Below are 17,983 nucleotides of genomic sequence, written 5' to 3'. Positions count from 1 at the left end.
TACAACGACGAAGGGGCCCGCCGAACGGCGGGCCCCTTCACGGTGCAGGTACAGTTGACGTCACCCTGAGCGGCCGAAAATCCGCGCGGCGAACGCGTCAGTGGTTGCGGATCACGATGACCGCATTGTGCCCGCCGAAGCCGAACGAGTTGCTCAGCGCCACGATATCGCCCTTCGGGAGGTCCCTGGCGGTGGTGACGACGTCGAGCGGGATCTCGGGATCCTGGTGCTCGAGGTTGATGGTGGCAGGAGCCTTGCGTTCCTTCACCGCGAGCACCGTGAGCACGGCCTCTACGGCGCCCGAGGCGCCGAGGAGATGGCCCATCTGGGACTTGGTGGCCGAGACTGCCACCTGGTCCACGTGGTTGCCCAGTGCGGCCTTGAGCGCCGTGTACTCGGGCTTGTCGCCTACGGGTGTGGACGTCGCATGGGCGTTGACGTGCACGATGTCCTCGGGCTGGACACGTGCGTCGAACATCGCGGCCTTGAGGGCACGGGTTGCGCCGAGGCCCTCGGGGTCTGGCGCGGTGATGTGGTACGCGTCGGCAGTCACCGAGGTACCGATGAGCTCTGCGTAGATGCGCGCACCGCGGGCGAGGGCGTGTTCCTCCGCCTCGAGCACGAGCGCGCCGGCGCCTTCGCCCATGACGAACCCATCGCGGTCGATGTCGTAGGGACGCGAGGCACGTTCCGGATCGTCGTTGCGCTTGGAGAGAGCCTGCATTGCAGCGAACGAGGCGAGCGGCATCGGGTGGATCGCAGCTTCGGCTCCGCCGACCATGACCACATCAGCCTTGCCTGAGCGGATGAGCTCCTGTCCGACGGCCATGGCCTCGGTGCCCGATGCACACGCCGAGACGGGGGTGTGGGCCCCGGCGCGTGCACCGAGATCCAGGCTCACTGCCGCCGCCACGCCGTTGGGCATGAGCATGGGAACGGTCATGGGCAGGACTCGGCGTGGTCCCTTCTCCTTGAGAGTGTCCCACGCGCTCAGGAGAGTCCAGACGCCGCCGATTCCGGTTGCGAAGGCAACCGCGAGGCGGTCGTGGTCGACCTCCTCGATGCCGGAGTCCCTCCACGCCTCGCGGGCTGCGATGACGCCGTACTGGGTCGAGGGGTCCATGCGCTTCATCTCGACGCGGCTCAAGACCTCGTCGGCGGGAGTGGAGAGCTTGGCAGCGATCTTGACCGGCAGCTCGTACTTCTCGACCCAGTCATCGGTGAGCCTGCGGACACCGGAGACTCCCTTGAGTGCGTTCTGCCACAGGGTGGGGACATCGCCGCCGATCGGCGTCGTGGCACCGAGGCCGGTCACAACAACTTTGCGCGCCATGCTTCGCTACTTTCGTCTGCATTACAGGTTGCCAGCGCCGCTGGCGGGAAACAATCGGCGGCCGGCGCACGTGCGTCGGCCGCCGGGAGCCGTGCTTAGGCCTGGGCCTTGGCGATGAAGTCGACAGCGTCGCCGACCGTCGTCAGGTTCTTGACTTCCTCATCGGGGATGCGCACGCCGAACTTCTCCTCGGCGTTGACCACAATGGTCATCATCGAGATCGAGTCGATGTCGAGGTCGTCCGTGAAGGACTTGTCCAGCTGGACCGCGTCGGTCGCGAGGCCCGTCTCCTCGTTGACGATCTCGGCCAGACCGGCGAGGATCTCTTCGTTGCTTGCCATGTCGGCTCCTTCTCTTGGTTCCCGGCGGTGGCCGGATCAGGGTTTCCAGCCGCGTTCCGCGGCATGGTCTCGACGCGCACCGTGAGGAGCGCGCCATGGTTTCAGGGGAGAATCACAACCTGGGCGCCGAACACGAGGCCCGCGCCGAAGCCGATCTGCAGGGCTGGCTTGCCATGGAGTTCCGGATGCTCCTCGAGGAGGCGGAGCGTGGCGAGCGGGATCGAGGCCGCGGAGGTGTTTCCAGCGTCGGCGATGTCCCGGCCCACGAGGACGGACTCAGGCAGCTTGAGCTGCTTGACCATCTCGTCGATGATGCGCATGTTCGCCTGATGCGGCACGAACGCGCCGAGGTCCTCGGGCTGGAGGCCTGCGGCGTCCAGCGCACGCTTGGCTACCTTGGCCATCTCCCACACGGCCCATCGGAAGACGCTCTGGCCGTCCTGGCGAAGCGTCGGCCAGATCTTGGCCTCCGTGCCCAGCACAGCGGCGGCGTTGCTCGCGCCGTTGCGCTCAGCCTCTTCGGAGAGGTCGCGGACATCCAGGAGCGAGTGGGTCATCCCGATGACGTTCCACTTGCTCCCGTCGGAGCCCCAGACAGACGGAGCGATCCCGGGAGTCTCGGACGGCCCGATCACGACGGCGCCCGCGCCGTCGCCGAGCAGGAACGAGATACTCCGCTCGGTGTTGTCGATGAGGTCGCTGAGCTTCTCGGCCCCGACGACCAGCACATAGTCCGCAGCCCCAGACCGCACGAGCGCGTCGGCCTGGGCAATGCCGTAGCAGTAGCCCGCGCATGCCGCGGAGATGTCGAAGGCGGGCGCTGGCGTCGCGCCGAGGCGGTCCGCGAGCGCAGCGGCTGCGGACGGCGTCGCGTACGGGTGCGAGACGGTCGAGACGATGACGGCGCCCAACTGGCTGGCCTGGATGCCGGCAGACGCGAGAGCATCACGCGCAGCACCCTCGGCCATGTCGAGGACGGTGACGTCCTCGGGCGCGCGGCGGCGGGTCACGATGCCCGTGCGCTGGCGGATCCACTCATCGGAGGAGTCGATCCACTGGCAGACGTCGTCGTTGGTGACGACCACGGACGGGCGGTACCCTCCGATGCCGAGAATCCGGGAGTGCGCGTTGGTCTCAGCCTGCTTCAGCGTGGGGGTAGTCATACCGTTTCCTTGTCGCTCTGGGCGTCGGCGGCGAACAGCCCGAGGGCGGCATCGACGTCGGCAGGGGTCTTGACAGCCACGGTCTTAACACCGGGCATACCGCGCTTGGCGAGGCCCACGAGGGTGCCGGCCGGGGTCAGCTCGATGAGGCCGGTGACGCCGCGCGCCGAAAGGGTGTCCATGCAGAGGTCCCAGCGGACCGGGCGCGACACCTGGGCAATGAGGCTCGCAACGGCGTTGTTCCCCGAGGCCACCTCGGCGCCGTCGTAGTTCGACAGGAGCGGAACGGCCGGGTCATTGACCGCGAGCTCCGGGCGGAGCGCCTCGAGGTCCGCGACGGCGGAGGCCATGTGTTGGGTGTGGAACGCGCCGGCAACCTTGAGCGGGATGACCCGCGCCTTGGCGGGGGGATGGTCAGCGAGGGCCTTGAGCTGGTCGAAGGTTCCGGCAGCCACGACCTGGCCGCCGCCGTTGACGTTCGCGGGCTCGGCACCGGCGGCGGAGATCGCGGCGAGCACTTCGTCCCGATCGCCTCCGACCACGGCGCTCATGCCGGTCGGCGTTACCGCCGCGGCCCGCGCCATGCCCCGCGCACGGGTCGCGACGAACCGCATCGCGTCCTCTGCGCTCAGGACGCCAGCCAGGGCAGACGCCGTGATCTCTCCGACAGAGTGCCCTGCCAGCACGACGGGGAGCTCGGACAGGTCGACGTCGAACATTGCCTCGGCCACAACGATGCCGGCGGCCACAATGAGCGGCTGCGCGACGGCGGTGTCCTTGATCGTCTCCTCGTCCGAGGTCGTCCCGTGGGCCACCAGATCTAGGCCGGCGACCTCGCCGAGGGCACCGAGGCGCTCGGCGACGGAGGGCAGCTCGAGCCAGGGGGCCAGGAACCCTGGCGTCTGGGAGCCCTGTCCAGGGCAGACAATTGCTAGCACGTAACCAAGCTTTCCAAATCAGAGCGTCTCGGAGCGGAGGGGACGCCCACCAAGCTGCAGGACGCCATTTGTGGGAAGTCTACAACGAGGCTCTCCGGGGGAGGGGACATCAGGAGCGTGACGCTTGCCGTTCAGTGGGCGGTTTCGGGGATGCGGCGAGGCGCCCGACGACGAGGGCCGTCTGCAGCACGAAGGCTTCGCGGGGCAGGAGGGGATCCCACCCCGTGACGTCGCTGACCCGACGCAGGCGGTATCGGACCGTGTTGGCGTGCACGAACAGCTCGCGCGCGGTTGCCTCGAGCGAGTGCCCGAGCTCGAAGTACGCGCTGAGGGTCTCGACGAGCCCGTTCGAGGCTGCCACGAGCGGGCGGTATATCTTCTGCACGAGGGCCCGCCGTGCCGCGTCGTCGCCGGCCGCGACCCGCTCGGGCAAGAGGTCTTCGGCCGAGACGGGCCGCGGAGCGTTGGGCCAAGCGCGTGCTGCCGAGAGGCCGGCGAAGGCCGCCTGCGCGGAGGCGCTCGTCTCGGGCAGCGTTGCCGCCTCGGGACCGTAGACCACCGGGCCGGGCGCGAAAAGCTCTGCAAGGCGCGACAGCGCGAGCTCCGCATCGTGCAGGCCGCCGAGGATCAGGATGAGCCGATCTCCCTGGATGCCCACGAGCGCGTCCTGGGCGTACCGTCCCGCAGCCCGGCGGAGCTCCCCCACGTACGTGGGGCTCGGTTCGAGCGGCGAGGAGCCCACCATGACGGTGAAGCGCTCCTGTGCCTTCCACCCGAGCGCCGCAATGCGCGAGCGGAGGGCATCGGTGTTCTCGCCCCTCAGGACCGCGTCGACGATGAGCGCCTCGAGCCGGGTGTCCCACGATCCGCGCGTCTCTGCAGCTCGGGCGTAGACATCCGCGGCGGCGAACGCGACTTCTCGCGAGTACCTGAGCACCGCCTCGCGGAGTGCTGGCTGGTCTTCCTCGGGAGCAAGATGCGGCACCTGATCCTCGACCGTTTCGACGACGATCCGGATGAGCTGGAGCGCCTTCTGGAGGCTGATCGAGCGGGTGAGCTCGGTGGGCGCGGTGCCGAAGACGTCCGAGAGGATCCAGGTGGGAAGCGTGGGGCGCTCGTACCAGGTGACGAACGCGGCGATCCCGTTCTGGGCCACGAGGCCGAGGGCCGATCGTTCGTCGGCGCTGAGCCGCGAATACCACGGAAGGGCGCGCTCGAGCTCCCGCATCGTCGTCGTCGAGAGCTGCCCGACATTGGCACGGAGCTTCTTCACGGTCTCTGCCTTGGCCGGTGAGATGGTCAGCTTGCCATTCGACTCGCTGCCGGGGGGGTGCTGAGGCTGCGCCATGCACTCGAGCATACCGACCCCGAGCCGCCCGTTTTGTGTGAAGGCTACAAGACGCCGTGTGCGTGGCCACACCGTGTCGGGCACCGACCCGATGACGCACGACGGCGGCCCTCCCCACAGTGGGGAGGGCCGCCGTCGTCGGTGGTCGCCGAGGCTCAGCTCATGCGCGCTACGCGTCGCCGCCCGCGCTACCGGTGGTTCCTGCGTTCACGTCCAACAGACGGTAGCGGTCGAACGCCTGGCGCGGGACGTCGGCGTCGACCTCGCCGCGGCGGGCGAGCATCTGCAGTGCCCGGACCACCACGGAGTGGGCGTCGATGTGGAAGTACCGGCGCGCTGCAGCCCGGGTGTCCGCGAAGCCGAAGTCGTCGGCGCCCAGGGTGGCGAACTCGTTCGGCAGGAACTGGCGGATCTGGTCCGGAACGGCCTTCATGTAGTCCGTCACGGCGACGATCGGTCCGGTGGCGCCGGCCATCTGGTGCGTGACGAACGGCACCCGCGGCTCCTGGCCCGGGTTGAGGAACGACTCTTCCTCGGCGGCGAGGCCGTCGCGGCGGAGCTCGGTCCACGAGGTGACGCTCCAGACATCCGCGGAGACGCCCCACTCCTCCGCGAGGATCTGCTGGGCCTCGAGCGCCCACGGCACCGAGACGCCGGAGGCAAGCAGCTGGGTACGGGGGCCGTCGATCTTCGCCGGTGCGAGGAGGTAGATGCCCTTGAGCAGACCCTCGACGTCGAGCTCCTCCGGCTCTTTGGGCTGGACGATCGGCTCGTTGTACACCGTGAGGTAGTACATGACATTCGGATGCTCGTGCTTGCCGCCGTACATCCGCTCGAGGCCAGCCTTGACGATGTGGCCAATCTCGTACCCGTAGGCCGGGTCGTAGCTGATGACTGCCGGATTGGTCGAGGCCAGGAGCGGGGAGTGGCCGTCCGCGTGCTGGGTGCCCTCGCCGGTCAGGGTAGTGCGACCCGCCGTGGCCCCGATGATGAAGCCGCGGGCCATCTGGTCGCCTGCTGCCCAGATCCCGTCGCCCGTGCGCTGGAAGCCGAACATTGAGTAGAACACATAGACGGGAACGAGGGTCTCGCCGTGCGTCGCGTACGAGGTTCCGGCCGCGGTGAACGCCGCGATGGAGCCCGCCTCGTTGATGCCGGCGTGGAGGATCTGCCCCTCTGGCGATTCCTTGTACGCGAGGACGAGGTCGCGGTCCACGGACAGGTAGTTCTGGCCCTTGGGGTTGTAGATCTTCGCGGTCGGGAAGAACGCGTCCATGCCGAACGTCCGTGCTTCGTCCGGAACGATCGGAACGATCCGCTTGCCGAACTCCTTGTCACGCATGAGGTCCTTGAGGAGCCGCACGAACGCCATCGTGGTCGCGGCCTGCTGCTTCCCAGAGCCGCGCTTGGCCACCTCGAAGGACTTTTCGGCGGGCAGTGCAATGCCCTCGTGCGGATCCCGCCGCTCCGGCAGGAAACCGCCGAGCGCCTGGCGCCGCTGCATCATGTACTGGATCTCGGGAGCGTCCTGGCCCGGGTGGAAGTACGGGGGCTCGTAGGGGTTCGCCTCGAGCTGCTCGTCCGGGATCGGGATCCGCAGGTGGTCGCGGAAGTCCTTGAGGTCCTGCAGGGTCATCTTCTTCATCTGGTGGGTCGCGTTGCGGCCCTCGAAGTGCGGACCCAGGCCGTAGCCCTTGACCGTCATGGCGAGCACCACGGTCGGCTTGCCCTTGAACTCGGTTGCAGCCTTGTAGGCGGCGTAGACCTTCCAGTAGTCGTGGCCGCCGCGCTTGAGGTTCCAGATCTGCTCGTCGGTGTAGTCCGCGACGAGCTCCTTGGTCTCCGGCGTCTTGCCGAAGAAGTGGTCGCGGACGAATCCGCCGGACTCGGCCTTGTAGGTCTGGTAGTCGCCGTCGAGCGTCTCGTTCATGATCTTGACGAGCTGGTTGTTGTCGTCGCGGGCCAGGAGGCTGTCCCACTCGCGGCCCCAGATGACCTTGATCACATTCCAGCCGGCACCGCGGAAGAAGGCCTCGAGTTCCTGGATGATCTTGCCGTTGCCGCGCACCGGCCCGTCGAGGCGCTGGAGGTTGCAGTTGACCACGAACGTCAGGTTGTCGAGGTTCTCGTTGGCCGCGAGCTGGAGCAGGCCGCGGCTCTCGGGCTCGTCCATCTCGCCGTCGCCGAGGAACGCCCACACGTGCTGGTCCGAGGTGTCCTTGATCCCGCGGTTGTGGAGGTAGCGGTTCGTCTGCGCCTGGTAGATCGCGTTCATGGGCCCGATGCCCATAGACACCGTCGGGAACTCCCAGAACTCCGGCATCATGCGCGGGTGCGGGTACGAGGAGAGGGCGTGGCCTTCCTTGGACTTCTCCTGACGGAACCCGTCGAGGTCTTCTTCGCTCAGGCGCCCTTCCATGAAGGCGCGTGAGTACATGCCGGGGGAGGCGTGGCCCTGGAAGAAGATCTGGTCGCCGCCGCCCGCGTGGTCCTTGCCGCGGAAGAAGTGGTTGAAGCCCACCTCGTAGAGCGTCGCCGCTCCCGCGTAGGTCGAGATGTGGCCGCCGACGCCGATGCCCGGCCGCTGCGCGCGATGGACCATGATGGCGGCGTTCCAGCGCATGTATGCGCGGTAGCGGCGCTCGAATTCCTCGTTGCCCGGGAATTCGGGCTCCTGATCCGCCGGGATGGTGTTCACGAAGTCGGTCGTGGTGACCATCGGGACACCAACGCTGCGTGAGCCCGCGCGCTGGAGGAGGCTACGCATGATGTACTGCGCGCGCTCCGTTCCGTGCTCTTCGATCAGGGAGTCGAGGGACTCAACCCACTCGGCGGTCTCATCGGGATCGCGGTCCGGCAGCTGATTCGTCAGGCCGCTGAGGATGTGCGAGGTTTCCTCTCCTACAGACACGTCCAAACCTCTCTTCGAGCCCGTTGGACCGGAGCTGGTGGCAGCCGGCGGCGGGCAGTCTCGTCGCGGTGCCCTGTGCGTGCAGGGCCGTTGGTACTGTGGACGCCCCGGACCAAGGGGTCTTTTGGGCCGTGGGCGTTCAGATGCCACTCTAGCGGCGCCCGGGAAGGGTTTGTTAGCCAAGCTGCGCCGTTGGGGACTTTGGTCACCACGTTTACGGGGAGCCGCGTACTCTCATGGTGGGCGCGCTAGCTCGTCCCGAGGGCTCGAAATCGCTGTCGATCGAGGCTAGGGGGCGGTGCGTGCTTGAAGCGGCGGGCCAAACGTAGTTGGCTTATAGCTACGGTGGGAGTAACGGTCAAGGTGGGCATCCCTCCCTGGATGCCTTCGGGGCGCCGCCGTGATCGTGCCGAGTGCACAGCAGACAAAGGAGGAGACGACGTGGGCGAGACCGACACCGCCGCGGATAGCAATGTGGCGGAGCGATTGGGTATCAAGCAAGGAGACCTGATCCAGGAATTCGGCTACGACGAGGACGTGGACTTCGATCTGCGGGATGCGATCGAGGAGGCCGTGGGCTCCGATCTCCTCGATGAGGAGGACCACGACGTCGCCGATGCGGTCATCGTGTGGTGGCGCGAGGGCGACGGCGACCTCGTCGACATGCTCATGGACGCCCAGACCACCCTCAACGAGCCGGGCCTCGTGTGGCTCCTGACTCCGAAGCAGGGTCGCGCCGGCCACGTGCGTCCGGTCGAGATCCAGGAGGCCGCGCCCCCGGCTGGTCTTCATTCGACCTCCTCGGTCGGCGTCTCCAAGGACTGGAGCGCCACCCGTCTTGTCCGGAAGAAGCAGTGATGCTGCCGCTGGGCGCCAAGTCGCCCCAGGTCGGCGAAGTCGCCCCGGACTTCGAGCTTCCCAACCAATTCGGGGAACCCGTCCGGCTCTCGTCGTTCCGGGGGCGGCCCGTGGTGGTCCTCTTCTTTCCGTTCGCTTTTTCCGGGATCTGCACGGGCGAGCTCTGTGAGATCCGCGACGGGTGGGACGCGTTCGCGAAAGTTGACGCCGAGGTCCTCGCGGTTTCCGTTGACAGCAAGTTCGCCCAGCGGGCTTACGCCGCCGCGGAGGGATACGAGTTCTCGCTGCTCGCCGACTTCTGGCCCCACGGCGAGGTGGCCCGGCGCTTCGGCGTCTTCGACGAGGTGAGCGGCATGGCCGTGCGAGGGACCTTCATCATCGACAGCGACGGAGTGGTCCGCTACCGCGTCATCAATCCCCGCGGCCAGGCGCGCGACATCGCCGAATACCGGGCCGCGCTGGCGGAGATTTCGGGCATCCCCGTTCCGTAGGTTCCGGCCGCTGCGATCCGTGTACGGGCCACAGCGGAGCACGACGGCGCCCCTCGCCGCAATTCGCGGGCGGGCGGCCGCTGGGGTACTGTGGTACCCTGTCGGGACGTCGATCGCCCCCGTCAAGGGTCTTTAGCTCAGCTGGTAGAGCGCCACGCTTACACCGTGGATGTCATCGGTTCGATCCCGGTAGGACCCACCCTCTTTTGGCCCGTGATTCCGGGGGCTTTGCCCCGGGATGGCGGGCCAGCAGTGTTTCTGGGCCGTTTTCGTCTTTGGCTTGGGAAGGGGATTCAGTGTTTTCCCAGTTTTCTCAGGAAGCTCCCAGCTTTCGGGTAGGGTTGGGTTCATGGGGGCATCGAATTCGATGGATGAACCATTGGTCACCGGCAAGCCATCCTCACTCGGGGAGCGTCTCGCAGCGGTGCGCGGCGCGGACTTTGGCAAAGAGCGCGGCCCCACTCTGGGTGACCTCGTCGAAGCGAAGCGAACATTCGACTGCATTGACCGTGACGACCTGGTGGCTGAGCTCGCCGATGCTTTCGACGTCATGCCTGCTCCGCGCTGATGCGGGGCCTTCTTATCATGGTCATGGCCTATCTTGCCGTGGCGGACGCTGCGCTGCTCGGGCTTGTGCTTGCCGCGCGCTACCCAATCGTGTCGCGCTCTGGCTGGGTCGCCTTCGCGCGGTTGGGCGGCGTCCTGGCGGCGCTGGTGGCTGCCGGTCGGATCGTGTCCTAGGACGCAGGAAAGGACCCTTCCTGTCCTGGCCCTGGCGGCGGGTCACGCCGTCCGCGCGGGTGATGCGCTCATTCAGTGCGAGCTTCGCCGGCTCAGGGCGGCATGGATCGAGCCTCCCGCCGCGACCATTGGGGGGTTCGTCGCGGCGGGAGGCTCTGAAGATGAATATAGGGTTAACTGCCACCCGATTTCAACTCGGTTACAGCTCGGCTTCACTTCGGACTGGCGACGAGGCCGGGCCGGGGCCCCGCCTTCCCGGATCGTGTCGCTGATTGCTGCGTGCTCATTTGGCACAGATGGCAAACGCTTGCAAAAAGTGAGGCGTACCGAAATACGATGTCAAACAGTGATCCCGGATCCAGCGGTCCACTAGCCTTGGGTGCGGAATCCCAGTGAAGAGACGGAGAGTACATGTCTGCACAGATCGGCGTCACCGGCCTTGCGGTGATGGGCGCGAACCTGGCCCGCAACCTCGCCCGCAATGGCTACACCGTGGCCCTGCACAACCGCTCGGTCGCCAAGACGGACGCCCTGCTGGCCAAGCACGGCGACGAGGGTGACTTTGTCCGCACGGAGACCCTCCGGGAGCTCGTGGACGCCCTCGAGAAGCCGCGCCGCGTGCTCATCATGGTGAAGGCCGGCGCACCAGTGGACGCGGTCGTGGACCAGCTCGTGCCCCTCCTCGAGGAGGGCGACATCGTGATCGACGGCGGCAACTCGCATTATCAGGACACGCGCCGGCGCGAGGCAGCACTCGCCGAGAAGGGCCTGCACTTCGTGGGCGTCGGCGTCTCCGGCGGTGAGGAGGGCGCGCTCAACGGCCCGTCCATCATGCCCGGAGGGTCCAAGGAGTCCTACGACGCCCTCGGCCCATTGCTCGAGAAGATCTCTGCGAAGGCCGACGACGGTGCGCCGTGCTGCGCATGGATCGGCACCGACGGCGCGGGCCACTTCGTCAAGATGGTCCACAACGGCATCGAGTACGCCGACATGCAGGTGATCGGCGAGGCCTATGACCTCCTCCGCAGTGCCTCCGGGATCGAGCCGGCCGAGCAGGCCGGGATCTTCGAAGAGTGGAACAAGGGCGAACTCTCCTCGTTCCTCATCGAGATCACGGCCGAGGTCCTCAAGCACGTCGATGCAAAGACGGGGAAGCCGTTCGTCGATGTCGTCGTCGACGCGGCCGGGCAGAAGGGAACGGGCCGCTGGACGGTCCAGTCAGCGCTCGATCTCGGCTCGCCGGTCTCGGGCATCGCCGAATCCGTGTTCGCCCGGGGCATCTCCTCGCAGGCGGCGCAGCGCGCGATCGCCCAGGAGACGCTTGCCGGCCACGAGGCCGAGGTGGCCGTTCCGGAGAACTTCGTCGAAGACGTGCGCCAGGCCCTCTACGCGTCGAAGCTCGTCTCCTACGCCCAGGGCCTCGACATGCTCGGCGCCGCGGGCAAGGAGTACGGCTGGGACCTCAAGCTCGATGAGATCGCGTCGCTCTGGCGCGAGGGCTGCATCATCCGGGCTGCCCTGCTCAAGGACATCATGGCCGCCTACAAGGGCGACTCGCGGCCTGCGAACCTCCTCTTCGCGCCAGCCTTCGTCGAGTCCATCGGCAGGGCCGTCCCGGCCTGGCGCCGCGTGGTTGCCACGGCCGTCCAGCTCGGCATCCCGGTTCCGGTCTTCTCGTCCTCGCTCGCGTACTACGACGCCCTGCGGCGCAAGCGGCTCCCTGCAGCCGTGATCCAGGGCCAGCGCGACCTGTTCGGTGCGCACACGTACCAGCGCGTCGACGGGGAGGGTACGTTCCACACGCTGTGGGGCGAGGACCACTCCGAGATCTCCGCGGTCGACACCCACTGAGCACGACTCTGTCGTGCCGGTGACTCCCAGGAGGTGACTCCCAGGTTGACGCTGGGAGTCACCTCCTGTGGGTCGTCTCCTGCGGGTCGTATCGGAGCGCCACCTCCTGGGCGTCACCTCCTGCGGGTACGACGACGGCGCCGCTCACCACACGTGGTGAGCGGCGCCGTCGTACATCCCGGGGGAAGGTGGCGGAAGGGCAATCAGCCCTGCTGGCCTTGGCCGTCCTCGCGCCGGCGAGCGTCCGAGCGGGGCCGGCGGAGCGTGAAGGATTCGAACTTCTCGAGCCCGCCCCCCAGACCGGTCACGTTGTAGTAGGTCGCGGTGATGGTCGTCTCGCCCCCGGGCTCGCCGGGATCAACCTCGAAGGCGCCGAAGCCGTAGGAGCTGGCCGCGTCGCGCACGGCGGACCACGGCGCGGGCTCGTGCACGTAGACGGGCGGACGCTTGCCCGTGGTCGGATTCGGAGCGCCGACCGAGACGATCACGCGGCACTCCGGCGGAGTGAAGAGCAACTGGTTCGACGGTGCAGACGTGCCGCCGCCGCCAAGGATCATGTGCACGGTGCCCTTCGTGGTGTCGACCGTCCGGGTGTCCGTGGCCGCGGGAACGGGAGTCAGCGTCTGGTTCGCCTCATGTCCGCGGATCGGATGCGAGCGCTCGTAGTGGTGCTCGTGGCCGCAGACCACGAGGTCCACGCCATACTTGTCGAAGAGCGGCACCCATTCCTGCCGAATGCCGAGGTCGGCGCCGTTGAAGTTGTTCGCCGTGCTGATGGCAACCTGGTGCATGCACACCACGATCCAGTCGACGTCCGCACTCGAGCGTGCCCCCGCGAGCTCCTTCTCGAGCCACGCCTTCTGTGCGCCCTTCGAGTAGTCGCGGACGTAGGAGTTGCCCCCGTCCTGGTAGCAGACGTCGTCGTTGGCGAGGGAGATGACCCGCACGGCACCCACCGTGAAGCTGTACCAGAGGCCCCGTGTGGTGTCGGTCTGCCCGGCAGTCTCGGGGACTTCGAAGTACGTCTGGTAGGCGGCGTAGCCGATGGAGCCGTTGCCGAGCTCGTTCTCGTGGTTGCCCGCGGAGGGCATCCAGGGGCGGTTGCGGGCGCTGCGCGAGTTGTTGGTCCAGAAGTCCCACCAGGTCCGGATCCGGTCGGTCGCGAGGTTCGCGTAGCAGAGGTCGCCGTTGAAGAGGTGGAACATCGGCTGGACGCGTTCGACGCCGCCCGTGGTGTCACCCGCGGAGGGGGAGCCGAGGTTGTCGTTGACCCATTTGCTGGTCGCGCTGTCCTTCTTGCCGAGCGTGGGCGTGCCCTGGTCGCCGAAGCTCGTGAACGTCACGCGCGCGCGTCCGCGGGGCCCGGTGGTGAACGTGCCGAACTCGGGGGTGGCGCCGGCGTGCACGGCCGCGTAGAGGTATCCCGTGGCAGCGTTGAGACCGGTCAGTGCAGCGTGGTGGGCGTAGACAGTGCGGCCGGACTTCGCATCCAGGTAGCTGCGGGTCGCAGCGGCCACCGCCTTGGCGAAGTTGCCGTGCGCATCGCCGAGGAGCACGCGGGCGTCCGCGACCGGCTGGAGCGTGTGCCACGAAACCACGATCTCCCGAGACGCGTCGGCGCCGAACTGCAGATGCAGGCCATCCACCGTCGGAGTGGCGATGGGGTCGGTCGCCGAGAGCGAGCCGGGAAGGTCCTTCGCATCGGCGGCCGGGGCGCCCGGCACCGCGTGCGCAGGGGACGCAAGGGCCACCGAGCCGGCGACGGCCGCGAGGCCGGCCCCGGCCAGCAGACGGCGGCGTGTGACGGGGGAATTCTCTGGCTGGTTCGTCATGCGCCGAGCATCCCCCGCGAAACGGAGTTCCGGGCGAACCCCGCGTGAACACCCCGTGCACATTCGCTACGTTGCTGAGAGCTCGCCGGGCGTCCGGTAGGAACGGCGGACGACGGCGGCGCCCTCCCGGGAGGGCGCCGCCGTTGTCGTGGCTGTCGTCAGGACGAAACGCCTCAGATGTAGTAGTACTCCGCCGGATCGACGGCGGGCTTCGTCTCCTTGGCCGCATCGCGGTGCCGCCACGTGGCGGGGACACCCGTGACGATCGAGTTCGGCGGCGCGTCCTTGACCACGACCGCGTTGGCACCGACCGCACTCCCCGCACCGATCGTGATCGGGCCGAGGACCTTCGCCCCGGCACCGATCGTGACGCCATCGCCGATGGTCGGGTGCCGCTTGACCTTGGCGAGCGAGCGCCCGCCCAGGGTCACGCCGTGGTACAGGAAAACGTCATTGCCGATCTCGGCGGTCTCACCGATCACGACCCCCATCCCATGGTCGATGAAGAACCTGCGTCCGATGGTGGCGCCTGGATGGATCTCGATCCCCGTCAGGAAGCGACCGGCCTGGGAGATGAGCCGGGCGGCGAACCGCAGGTCAGGCCTCTGCCACATTGCGTGGGTGAGGCGATGGATCCAGATGGCGTGCAGCCCGGAGTAGGCCAGGAAGTTCTCGACGTTGCCGCGGGCCGCAGGGTCATGGGCGGCGGCCGCATCGAGGTCCTCCCGCAGCCGTGCCACGGTGCGCTTGATCAGAGACACAGGTTTCCTTCTGCCGTGTCCAGGTCCGAGGGTCGGGCCTAGCCGCGGATGTCGTCGTACAGGACGGTGGAGATGTAGCGTTCGCCGAAGTCGGGGATGACAGCGACGATGAGCTTGCCCTTGTTCTCCGGACGCTTCGCGAGCTCGAGTGCGCCCCACACAGCCGCGCCGGCAGAGATGCCGCCGAGGATACCCTCCTTGGCAGCGAGCGCACGGGACGTTGCGACGGAGTCCTCGAGGGTTGCGTCGAGCACCTCATCGTACACGTTGGTGTCGAGAACCTCGGGCACGAAGTTGGCGCCGAGACCCTGGATCTTGTGCGGGCCGGCTGCGCCGCCGTTGAGGATGGCGGAGTCCTTCGGCTCGACGGCGACCACCTGGACATCGGGCTTGCGCTCCTTGAGCAGCTGCCCCGCGCCGGTGATCGTGCCACCGGTCCCGACGCCCGCGACGAAGATGTCCACGGCGCCGTCCGTATCGGTCCAGATCTCCTCGCCGGTCGTCGTGCGGTGGATCTCGGGGTTGGCCGGGTTGGCGAACTGCTGGGCCCAGATCGAGTTCTCCGTGTTGGCCACGATCTCCTGAGCCTTCTCGACGGCCCCGCGCATTCCATCCGAGCCGGGGGTCAGGACAATCTCGGCACCGTAGGCGCGCAGCAGCACGCGTCGCTCGGTGGACATCGTCTCGGGCATCGTGAGGATGACCTTGTAGCCGCGGGCTGCCCCGACCAGCGCGAGCGCGATACCGGTGTTGCCCGACGTGCCCTCGACGATCGTCCCGCCCGGCTTGAGCGAACCGGACTGCTCGGCGGCGTCGACGATCGCCACGCCGATGCGGTCCTTGACGCTGTTGGCCGGGTTGTAGAACTCGAGCTTGACCGCCACCTGGGCCTCGAGGCCCTCGGTGAGCCGGTTGAGGCGCACGAGGGGGGTGTTGCCGACCAGCTGCGTGACGTCGTCGTAGATGCGTGCCATGAGTCCTCTGGCTTTCGGGATGTGGGCGTGACAATAAGGCATGAACAGGGCATGAAGCCGTGCCGGGCGAAACCGGCGCCGGGGCGCCGGCTGCGGCTTCAGCCTAACCAGCGCCTTTGGCACCTGCTAGGCAGTGAGCCACCGCGAGTAATATTTGCGGGCCTTTGCAAGCTTGGGATTGATGATGACGTGGCAGTAGCCCGCATCGGGGTTCTTCCCGTAGTAGTCCTGATGGAAGTCCTCGGCGGGGTAGAAGGTCCCGACGCGTGTCACCTCCGTGACGATCGGCGCGGTCCAGAGCGTCTGGTTCCGTTCGATCGCTTCCTCGAACAGCGCCCGCTCCGTGTCCGTCATGTAGAACATGGACGACCGGTACTGGGTGCCCACGTCGTAGCCCTGCCTGTTGAGCGTGGTCGGATCGTGCAGCGCGAAGAACATGTCCAAGACGGTCTCCTGAGGGATGACGTCCTCATCGAAGGTGACGGCGACAACCTCGGCGTGACCCGTCATTCCGCTGCACACGCTGTAGTAGTCCGGGTCCGGGAAGTGTCCGCCCGTATAGCCCGAGACCACCGAAGAGACGCCCTTGGTCTTCTGGTAGACCGCATCGAGGCACCAGAAGCAGCCTCCACCCAGAATGAAAGTCTTCATGCTGCCTACAATGTCCGGAGCCCGCGGAAGATTCCCGAGAGAGGACCGAACCTCGTGTCAGAGCAGACCGGCCCCGCCCCGCTAGACGATCAGCACTCTCCCGACCAGCACGCCGAACCGGGCGAGGAGGGCCGCGAGCATCAGCCCGGCGGCGGCGTCACCCTCGCCGACGTTCTCCTTGCCATCGAAGAGCTCTGGCCTGAATCGCTCGCCGAAGCGTGGGATGCGGTCGGTCTCGTGACCGGCAGGCCCGCGCAGCCGGTGCGCAGGATCCTCTTCTGCGTCGATCCGGTCCTCGAGGTCATCGAAGAGGCGGCGGAACAGGAGGTCGACCTCATCGTCGCCCATCATCCGCTGCTGCTGCGCGGCGTGACGAGCGTCGCAGCGAACACTCCGAAGGGCCGCGCCGTCCACCGGCTGATCGAATCGGGCATAGCCCTCGTGAGCGTCCACACCAACGGCGACTCGGCCGTGGGCGGCGTCTCAGACGTGCTTGCGGATGCGCTCGGCCTGGACGGTGTCGGCCCGCTCACCCAGGCGGCCAACGGTCTCCCTGAGGAGGGCATCGGGCGAGTGGGCGATCTGGCCGAGATCACGAGCCTCGGCGACCTCGCGGAGCGTCTCTTCGCGATCCTCCCGGCCGTTGCAGGCGGGGTCCGCGTCTCGGGCGACCGCGATGGGCTCGTGCGCCGCGTCGCGGTCTGCGGTGGAGCGGGGGACAGCCTGTTCGACGCTGTGCGGGCGGCCGCTGCTGACGTGTACGTCACGGCGGACCTGCGCCACCATCCCGCGTCCGAGGCACGGGAGTCCTCTCCGGACGGGCGGCCCTACCTCATCGACGTGAGCCACTTCGCGAGCGAGTGGCTGTGGCTGCCCGCCGGCGCCGCGGCTCTGGACAATGTCCTGACCGACCAGGGCCACAGCCTCGACATCCGGGTTTCGTCGATCAACACCGACCCCTGGGACTTCATCCTCACGCCAAGCGAGGGGTAGAGTCCGCAGAACCCGCCCGGTCACGTAGGAGGACTCGATGCCCAAGGCCCCGGCCGTCGAACAGCTCAAGCTGCTCGGACTCCAGACGCTCGACGCGAGGCTGCACGCCCTCGATGTGCGGCGCCGCTCGCTCGAGGCAGATCCGCGGCTCGCCACCACGGCCGCGGACCTCGCGGCCGCGACGACGGCCGCACGGGCCGCCGATGGCGCCGTCGCAGCGGCCGAGGCCGAGCTGGCGACCTCCGAGGCGAGGGTCGCGGCGGTGTCTGAGCGGATCGCCAAGGACGAGCAGCGGCTCTACGCCGGCGGCCTGTCCAAGGACCTCGAGGCCCTCCAGAAGGACATCGCGGGACTCACCGCCCGCAAGAGCGACCTCGAGGACACCGAGCTCGAGATCCTCGAGCGCCTCGACGTCCTCCGCCAGGAGCAGGGCGTCACGTCCCAGGCTCTTGCCACGGCCGAGACGGCCAGGGCGGCCCTGCGTGGGGAGCTGGACGCCCAGCTCGCCGAGGTCGCGGGGGAGCGGGCGCGGATCGCTGCCGAGCGCGCGGGATTTGCCTCGGGGGTGGACTCTGGCCTGGTCGCGGTCTACGAGAAGACGCTCGCCAAGAATGGTGTTGGGGCGGCGCGGCTGTTCCACGGCACATCCGAGGGCTCGGGCATGGCCCTCAGTCCGGGGGACCTCGCCACAATCCGGTCCGCCGCGGAGGACGAGATCGTCTTTTGTCCGGATTCGGGCTGCATCCTTGTCCGTTCCCCCGAGTGGTCCTGAGCCCCCTTCCGCTGCGGGTTTCCAG

17 protein-coding genes and 1 tRNA gene are annotated in these 17,983 nt (G+C 67.8%); 8 read left to right on the top strand and 10 right to left on the bottom strand.

The features are described 5' to 3' along the window. Positions 1–97 precede the first annotated feature (97 nt). The 6 genes from fabF to aceE all read right to left on the bottom strand — a co-directional run bounded on the left by fabF (position 98) and on the right by aceE (position 8,034). Positions 98–1,333 carry a beta-ketoacyl-ACP synthase II gene (fabF, locus tag AB5L97_RS10860; RefSeq protein ID WP_307957599.1) on the bottom strand — a complete coding sequence of 412 codons (1,236 nt, stop codon included), beginning with the start codon at positions 1,331–1,333 and terminating at the stop codon, positions 98–100. Positions 1,334–1,428: 95 nt separating this feature from the next. Further along, positions 1,429–1,674, bottom strand: a complete 246-nt coding sequence (locus AB5L97_RS10855; RefSeq protein WP_307957600.1) for an acyl carrier protein — start codon at positions 1,672–1,674, stop codon at positions 1,429–1,431. A 101-nt stretch (positions 1,675–1,775) separates the two neighbouring features. Next, positions 1,776–2,837 carry a beta-ketoacyl-ACP synthase III gene (locus AB5L97_RS10850; protein ID WP_307957601.1) on the bottom strand — a complete coding sequence of 354 codons (1,062 nt, stop codon included), beginning with the start codon at positions 2,835–2,837 and terminating at the stop codon, positions 1,776–1,778. Continuing rightward, positions 2,834–3,775: an ACP S-malonyltransferase gene (locus tag AB5L97_RS10845; protein WP_307957602.1), complete on the bottom strand. Its 942-nt coding sequence runs from the start codon at positions 3,773–3,775 to the stop codon at positions 2,834–2,836. The genes AB5L97_RS10850 and AB5L97_RS10845 overlap by 4 nt, the downstream gene beginning before the upstream one ends. 109 nt (positions 3,776–3,884) lie before the next feature. Next, on the bottom strand, positions 3,885–5,123 hold the full coding sequence (locus tag AB5L97_RS10840; RefSeq protein ID WP_369044698.1) for a PucR family transcriptional regulator: 1,239 nt from the start codon (positions 5,121–5,123) through the stop codon (positions 3,885–3,887). A 169-nt stretch (positions 5,124–5,292) separates the two neighbouring features. After that, on the bottom strand, positions 5,293–8,034 hold the full coding sequence (aceE, locus tag AB5L97_RS10835; RefSeq protein WP_307957604.1) for a pyruvate dehydrogenase (acetyl-transferring), homodimeric type: 2,742 nt from the start codon (positions 8,032–8,034) through the stop codon (positions 5,293–5,295). 441 nt (positions 8,035–8,475) lie between these two features. Here aceE and AB5L97_RS10830 point away from each other — a divergent pair, with 441 nt between their 5' ends. The 6 genes from AB5L97_RS10830 (at position 8,476) to gndA (ending at position 11,975) form a co-directional block, all read left to right on the top strand. Next, entirely contained in the window at positions 8,476–8,892 is a 417-nt protein-coding gene (locus AB5L97_RS10830; protein ID WP_307957605.1) for a DUF3052 domain-containing protein, read from the top strand. Next, on the top strand, positions 8,892–9,383 hold the full coding sequence (locus AB5L97_RS10825) for a peroxiredoxin (protein ID WP_307957606.1): 492 nt from the start codon (positions 8,892–8,894) through the stop codon (positions 9,381–9,383). Before AB5L97_RS10830 ends, AB5L97_RS10825 begins: the two co-directional genes overlap by 1 nt. 126 nt (positions 9,384–9,509) lie before the next feature. Then, positions 9,510–9,582, top strand: a tRNA-Val gene (locus AB5L97_RS10820). Between the two features lie 150 nt (positions 9,583–9,732). Next, the gene (locus AB5L97_RS10815; protein ID WP_307957607.1) at positions 9,733–9,951 is read left to right on the top strand and encodes a hypothetical protein; all 219 of its coding nucleotides are present in this window, start codon (positions 9,733–9,735) and stop codon (positions 9,949–9,951) included. Beyond that, on the top strand, positions 9,951–10,124 hold the full coding sequence (locus tag AB5L97_RS10810; RefSeq protein ID WP_369044697.1) for a hypothetical protein: 174 nt from the start codon (positions 9,951–9,953) through the stop codon (positions 10,122–10,124). The genes AB5L97_RS10815 and AB5L97_RS10810 overlap by 1 nt, the downstream gene beginning before the upstream one ends. A 411-nt stretch (positions 10,125–10,535) precedes the next feature. Next, positions 10,536–11,975: an NADP-dependent phosphogluconate dehydrogenase gene (gene gndA, locus AB5L97_RS10805; protein ID WP_369044696.1), complete on the top strand. Its 1,440-nt coding sequence runs from the start codon at positions 10,536–10,538 to the stop codon at positions 11,973–11,975. 203 nt (positions 11,976–12,178) lie between these two features. Here the strand turns inward: gndA and AB5L97_RS10800 are convergent, their stop codons facing one another. The 4 genes from AB5L97_RS10800 to msrA form a co-directional block, all read right to left on the bottom strand. Next, positions 12,179–13,807 (bottom strand): purple acid phosphatase family protein, encoded by a 1,629-nt coding sequence (locus AB5L97_RS10800; RefSeq protein WP_369044695.1) that lies wholly within the window; start codon positions 13,805–13,807, stop codon positions 12,179–12,181. 173 nt (positions 13,808–13,980) lie between these two features. Further along, the gene (gene epsC, locus AB5L97_RS10795) at positions 13,981–14,559 is read right to left on the bottom strand and encodes a serine O-acetyltransferase EpsC (protein ID WP_307957644.1); all 579 of its coding nucleotides are present in this window, start codon (positions 14,557–14,559) and stop codon (positions 13,981–13,983) included. A 47-nt stretch (positions 14,560–14,606) separates the two neighbouring features. Continuing rightward, positions 14,607–15,542, bottom strand: a complete 936-nt coding sequence (cysK, locus tag AB5L97_RS10790) for a cysteine synthase A (RefSeq protein WP_307957611.1) — start codon at positions 15,540–15,542, stop codon at positions 14,607–14,609. 126 nt (positions 15,543–15,668) lie between these two features. Next, positions 15,669–16,193 carry a peptide-methionine (S)-S-oxide reductase MsrA gene (gene msrA / locus AB5L97_RS10785; protein WP_307957612.1) on the bottom strand — a complete coding sequence of 175 codons (525 nt, stop codon included), beginning with the start codon at positions 16,191–16,193 and terminating at the stop codon, positions 15,669–15,671. A 54-nt stretch (positions 16,194–16,247) separates the two neighbouring features. On the opposite strand from msrA, the gene AB5L97_RS10780 reads away from it, so the two are divergent. Together AB5L97_RS10780 and AB5L97_RS10775 are read left to right on the top strand one after the other, a co-directional pair. After that, entirely contained in the window at positions 16,248–17,186 is a 939-nt protein-coding gene (locus tag AB5L97_RS10780) for a Nif3-like dinuclear metal center hexameric protein (RefSeq protein WP_307957613.1), read from the top strand. A gap of 37 nt (positions 17,187–17,223) precedes the next feature. Then, a complete protein-coding gene (locus AB5L97_RS10775) occupies positions 17,224–17,958 on the top strand; it encodes a zinc ribbon domain-containing protein (RefSeq protein ID WP_369044694.1) in 735 nt (244 codons plus the stop codon). The last annotated feature ends 25 nt before the right edge of the window (positions 17,959–17,983 follow it).

The organism is Sinomonas sp. P10A9 (genome assembly GCF_041022165.1).
GTDB classification, from domain to species: domain Bacteria; phylum Actinomycetota; class Actinomycetes; order Actinomycetales; family Micrococcaceae; genus Sinomonas; species Sinomonas puerhi.
This window is presented reverse-complemented; position numbering and strand designations above follow the sequence as displayed.

Excerpts from the sequence above, each read along its gene's own strand:
- fabF (WP_307957599.1), bottom strand. The coding sequence starts at position 1,333 with ATGGCGCGCAAAGTTGTTGTGACCGGCCTCGGTGCCACGACGCCGATC.
- AB5L97_RS10855 (WP_307957600.1), bottom strand. The coding sequence starts at position 1,674 with ATGGCAAGCAACGAAGAGATCCTCGCCGGTCTGGCCGAGATCGTCAAC.
- AB5L97_RS10850 (WP_307957601.1), bottom strand. The coding sequence starts at position 2,837 with ATGACTACCCCCACGCTGAAGCAGGCTGAGACCAACGCGCACTCCCGG.
- AB5L97_RS10840 (WP_369044698.1), bottom strand. The coding sequence starts at position 5,123 with ATGGCGCAGCCTCAGCACCCCCCCGGCAGCGAGTCGAATGGCAAGCTG.
- AB5L97_RS10825 (WP_307957606.1), top strand. The coding sequence starts at position 8,892 with ATGCTGCCGCTGGGCGCCAAGTCGCCCCAGGTCGGCGAAGTCGCCCCG.
- AB5L97_RS10815 (WP_307957607.1), top strand. The coding sequence starts at position 9,733 with ATGGGGGCATCGAATTCGATGGATGAACCATTGGTCACCGGCAAGCCA.
- AB5L97_RS10810 (WP_369044697.1), top strand. The coding sequence starts at position 9,951 with ATGCGGGGCCTTCTTATCATGGTCATGGCCTATCTTGCCGTGGCGGAC.
- gndA (WP_369044696.1), top strand. The coding sequence starts at position 10,536 with ATGTCTGCACAGATCGGCGTCACCGGCCTTGCGGTGATGGGCGCGAAC.
- AB5L97_RS10800 (WP_369044695.1), bottom strand. The coding sequence starts at position 13,807 with ATGACGAACCAGCCAGAGAATTCCCCCGTCACACGCCGCCGTCTGCTG.
- cysK (WP_307957611.1), bottom strand. The coding sequence starts at position 15,542 with ATGGCACGCATCTACGACGACGTCACGCAGCTGGTCGGCAACACCCCC.
- msrA (WP_307957612.1), bottom strand. The coding sequence starts at position 16,193 with ATGAAGACTTTCATTCTGGGTGGAGGCTGCTTCTGGTGCCTCGATGCG.
- AB5L97_RS10775 (WP_369044694.1), top strand. The coding sequence starts at position 17,224 with ATGCCCAAGGCCCCGGCCGTCGAACAGCTCAAGCTGCTCGGACTCCAG.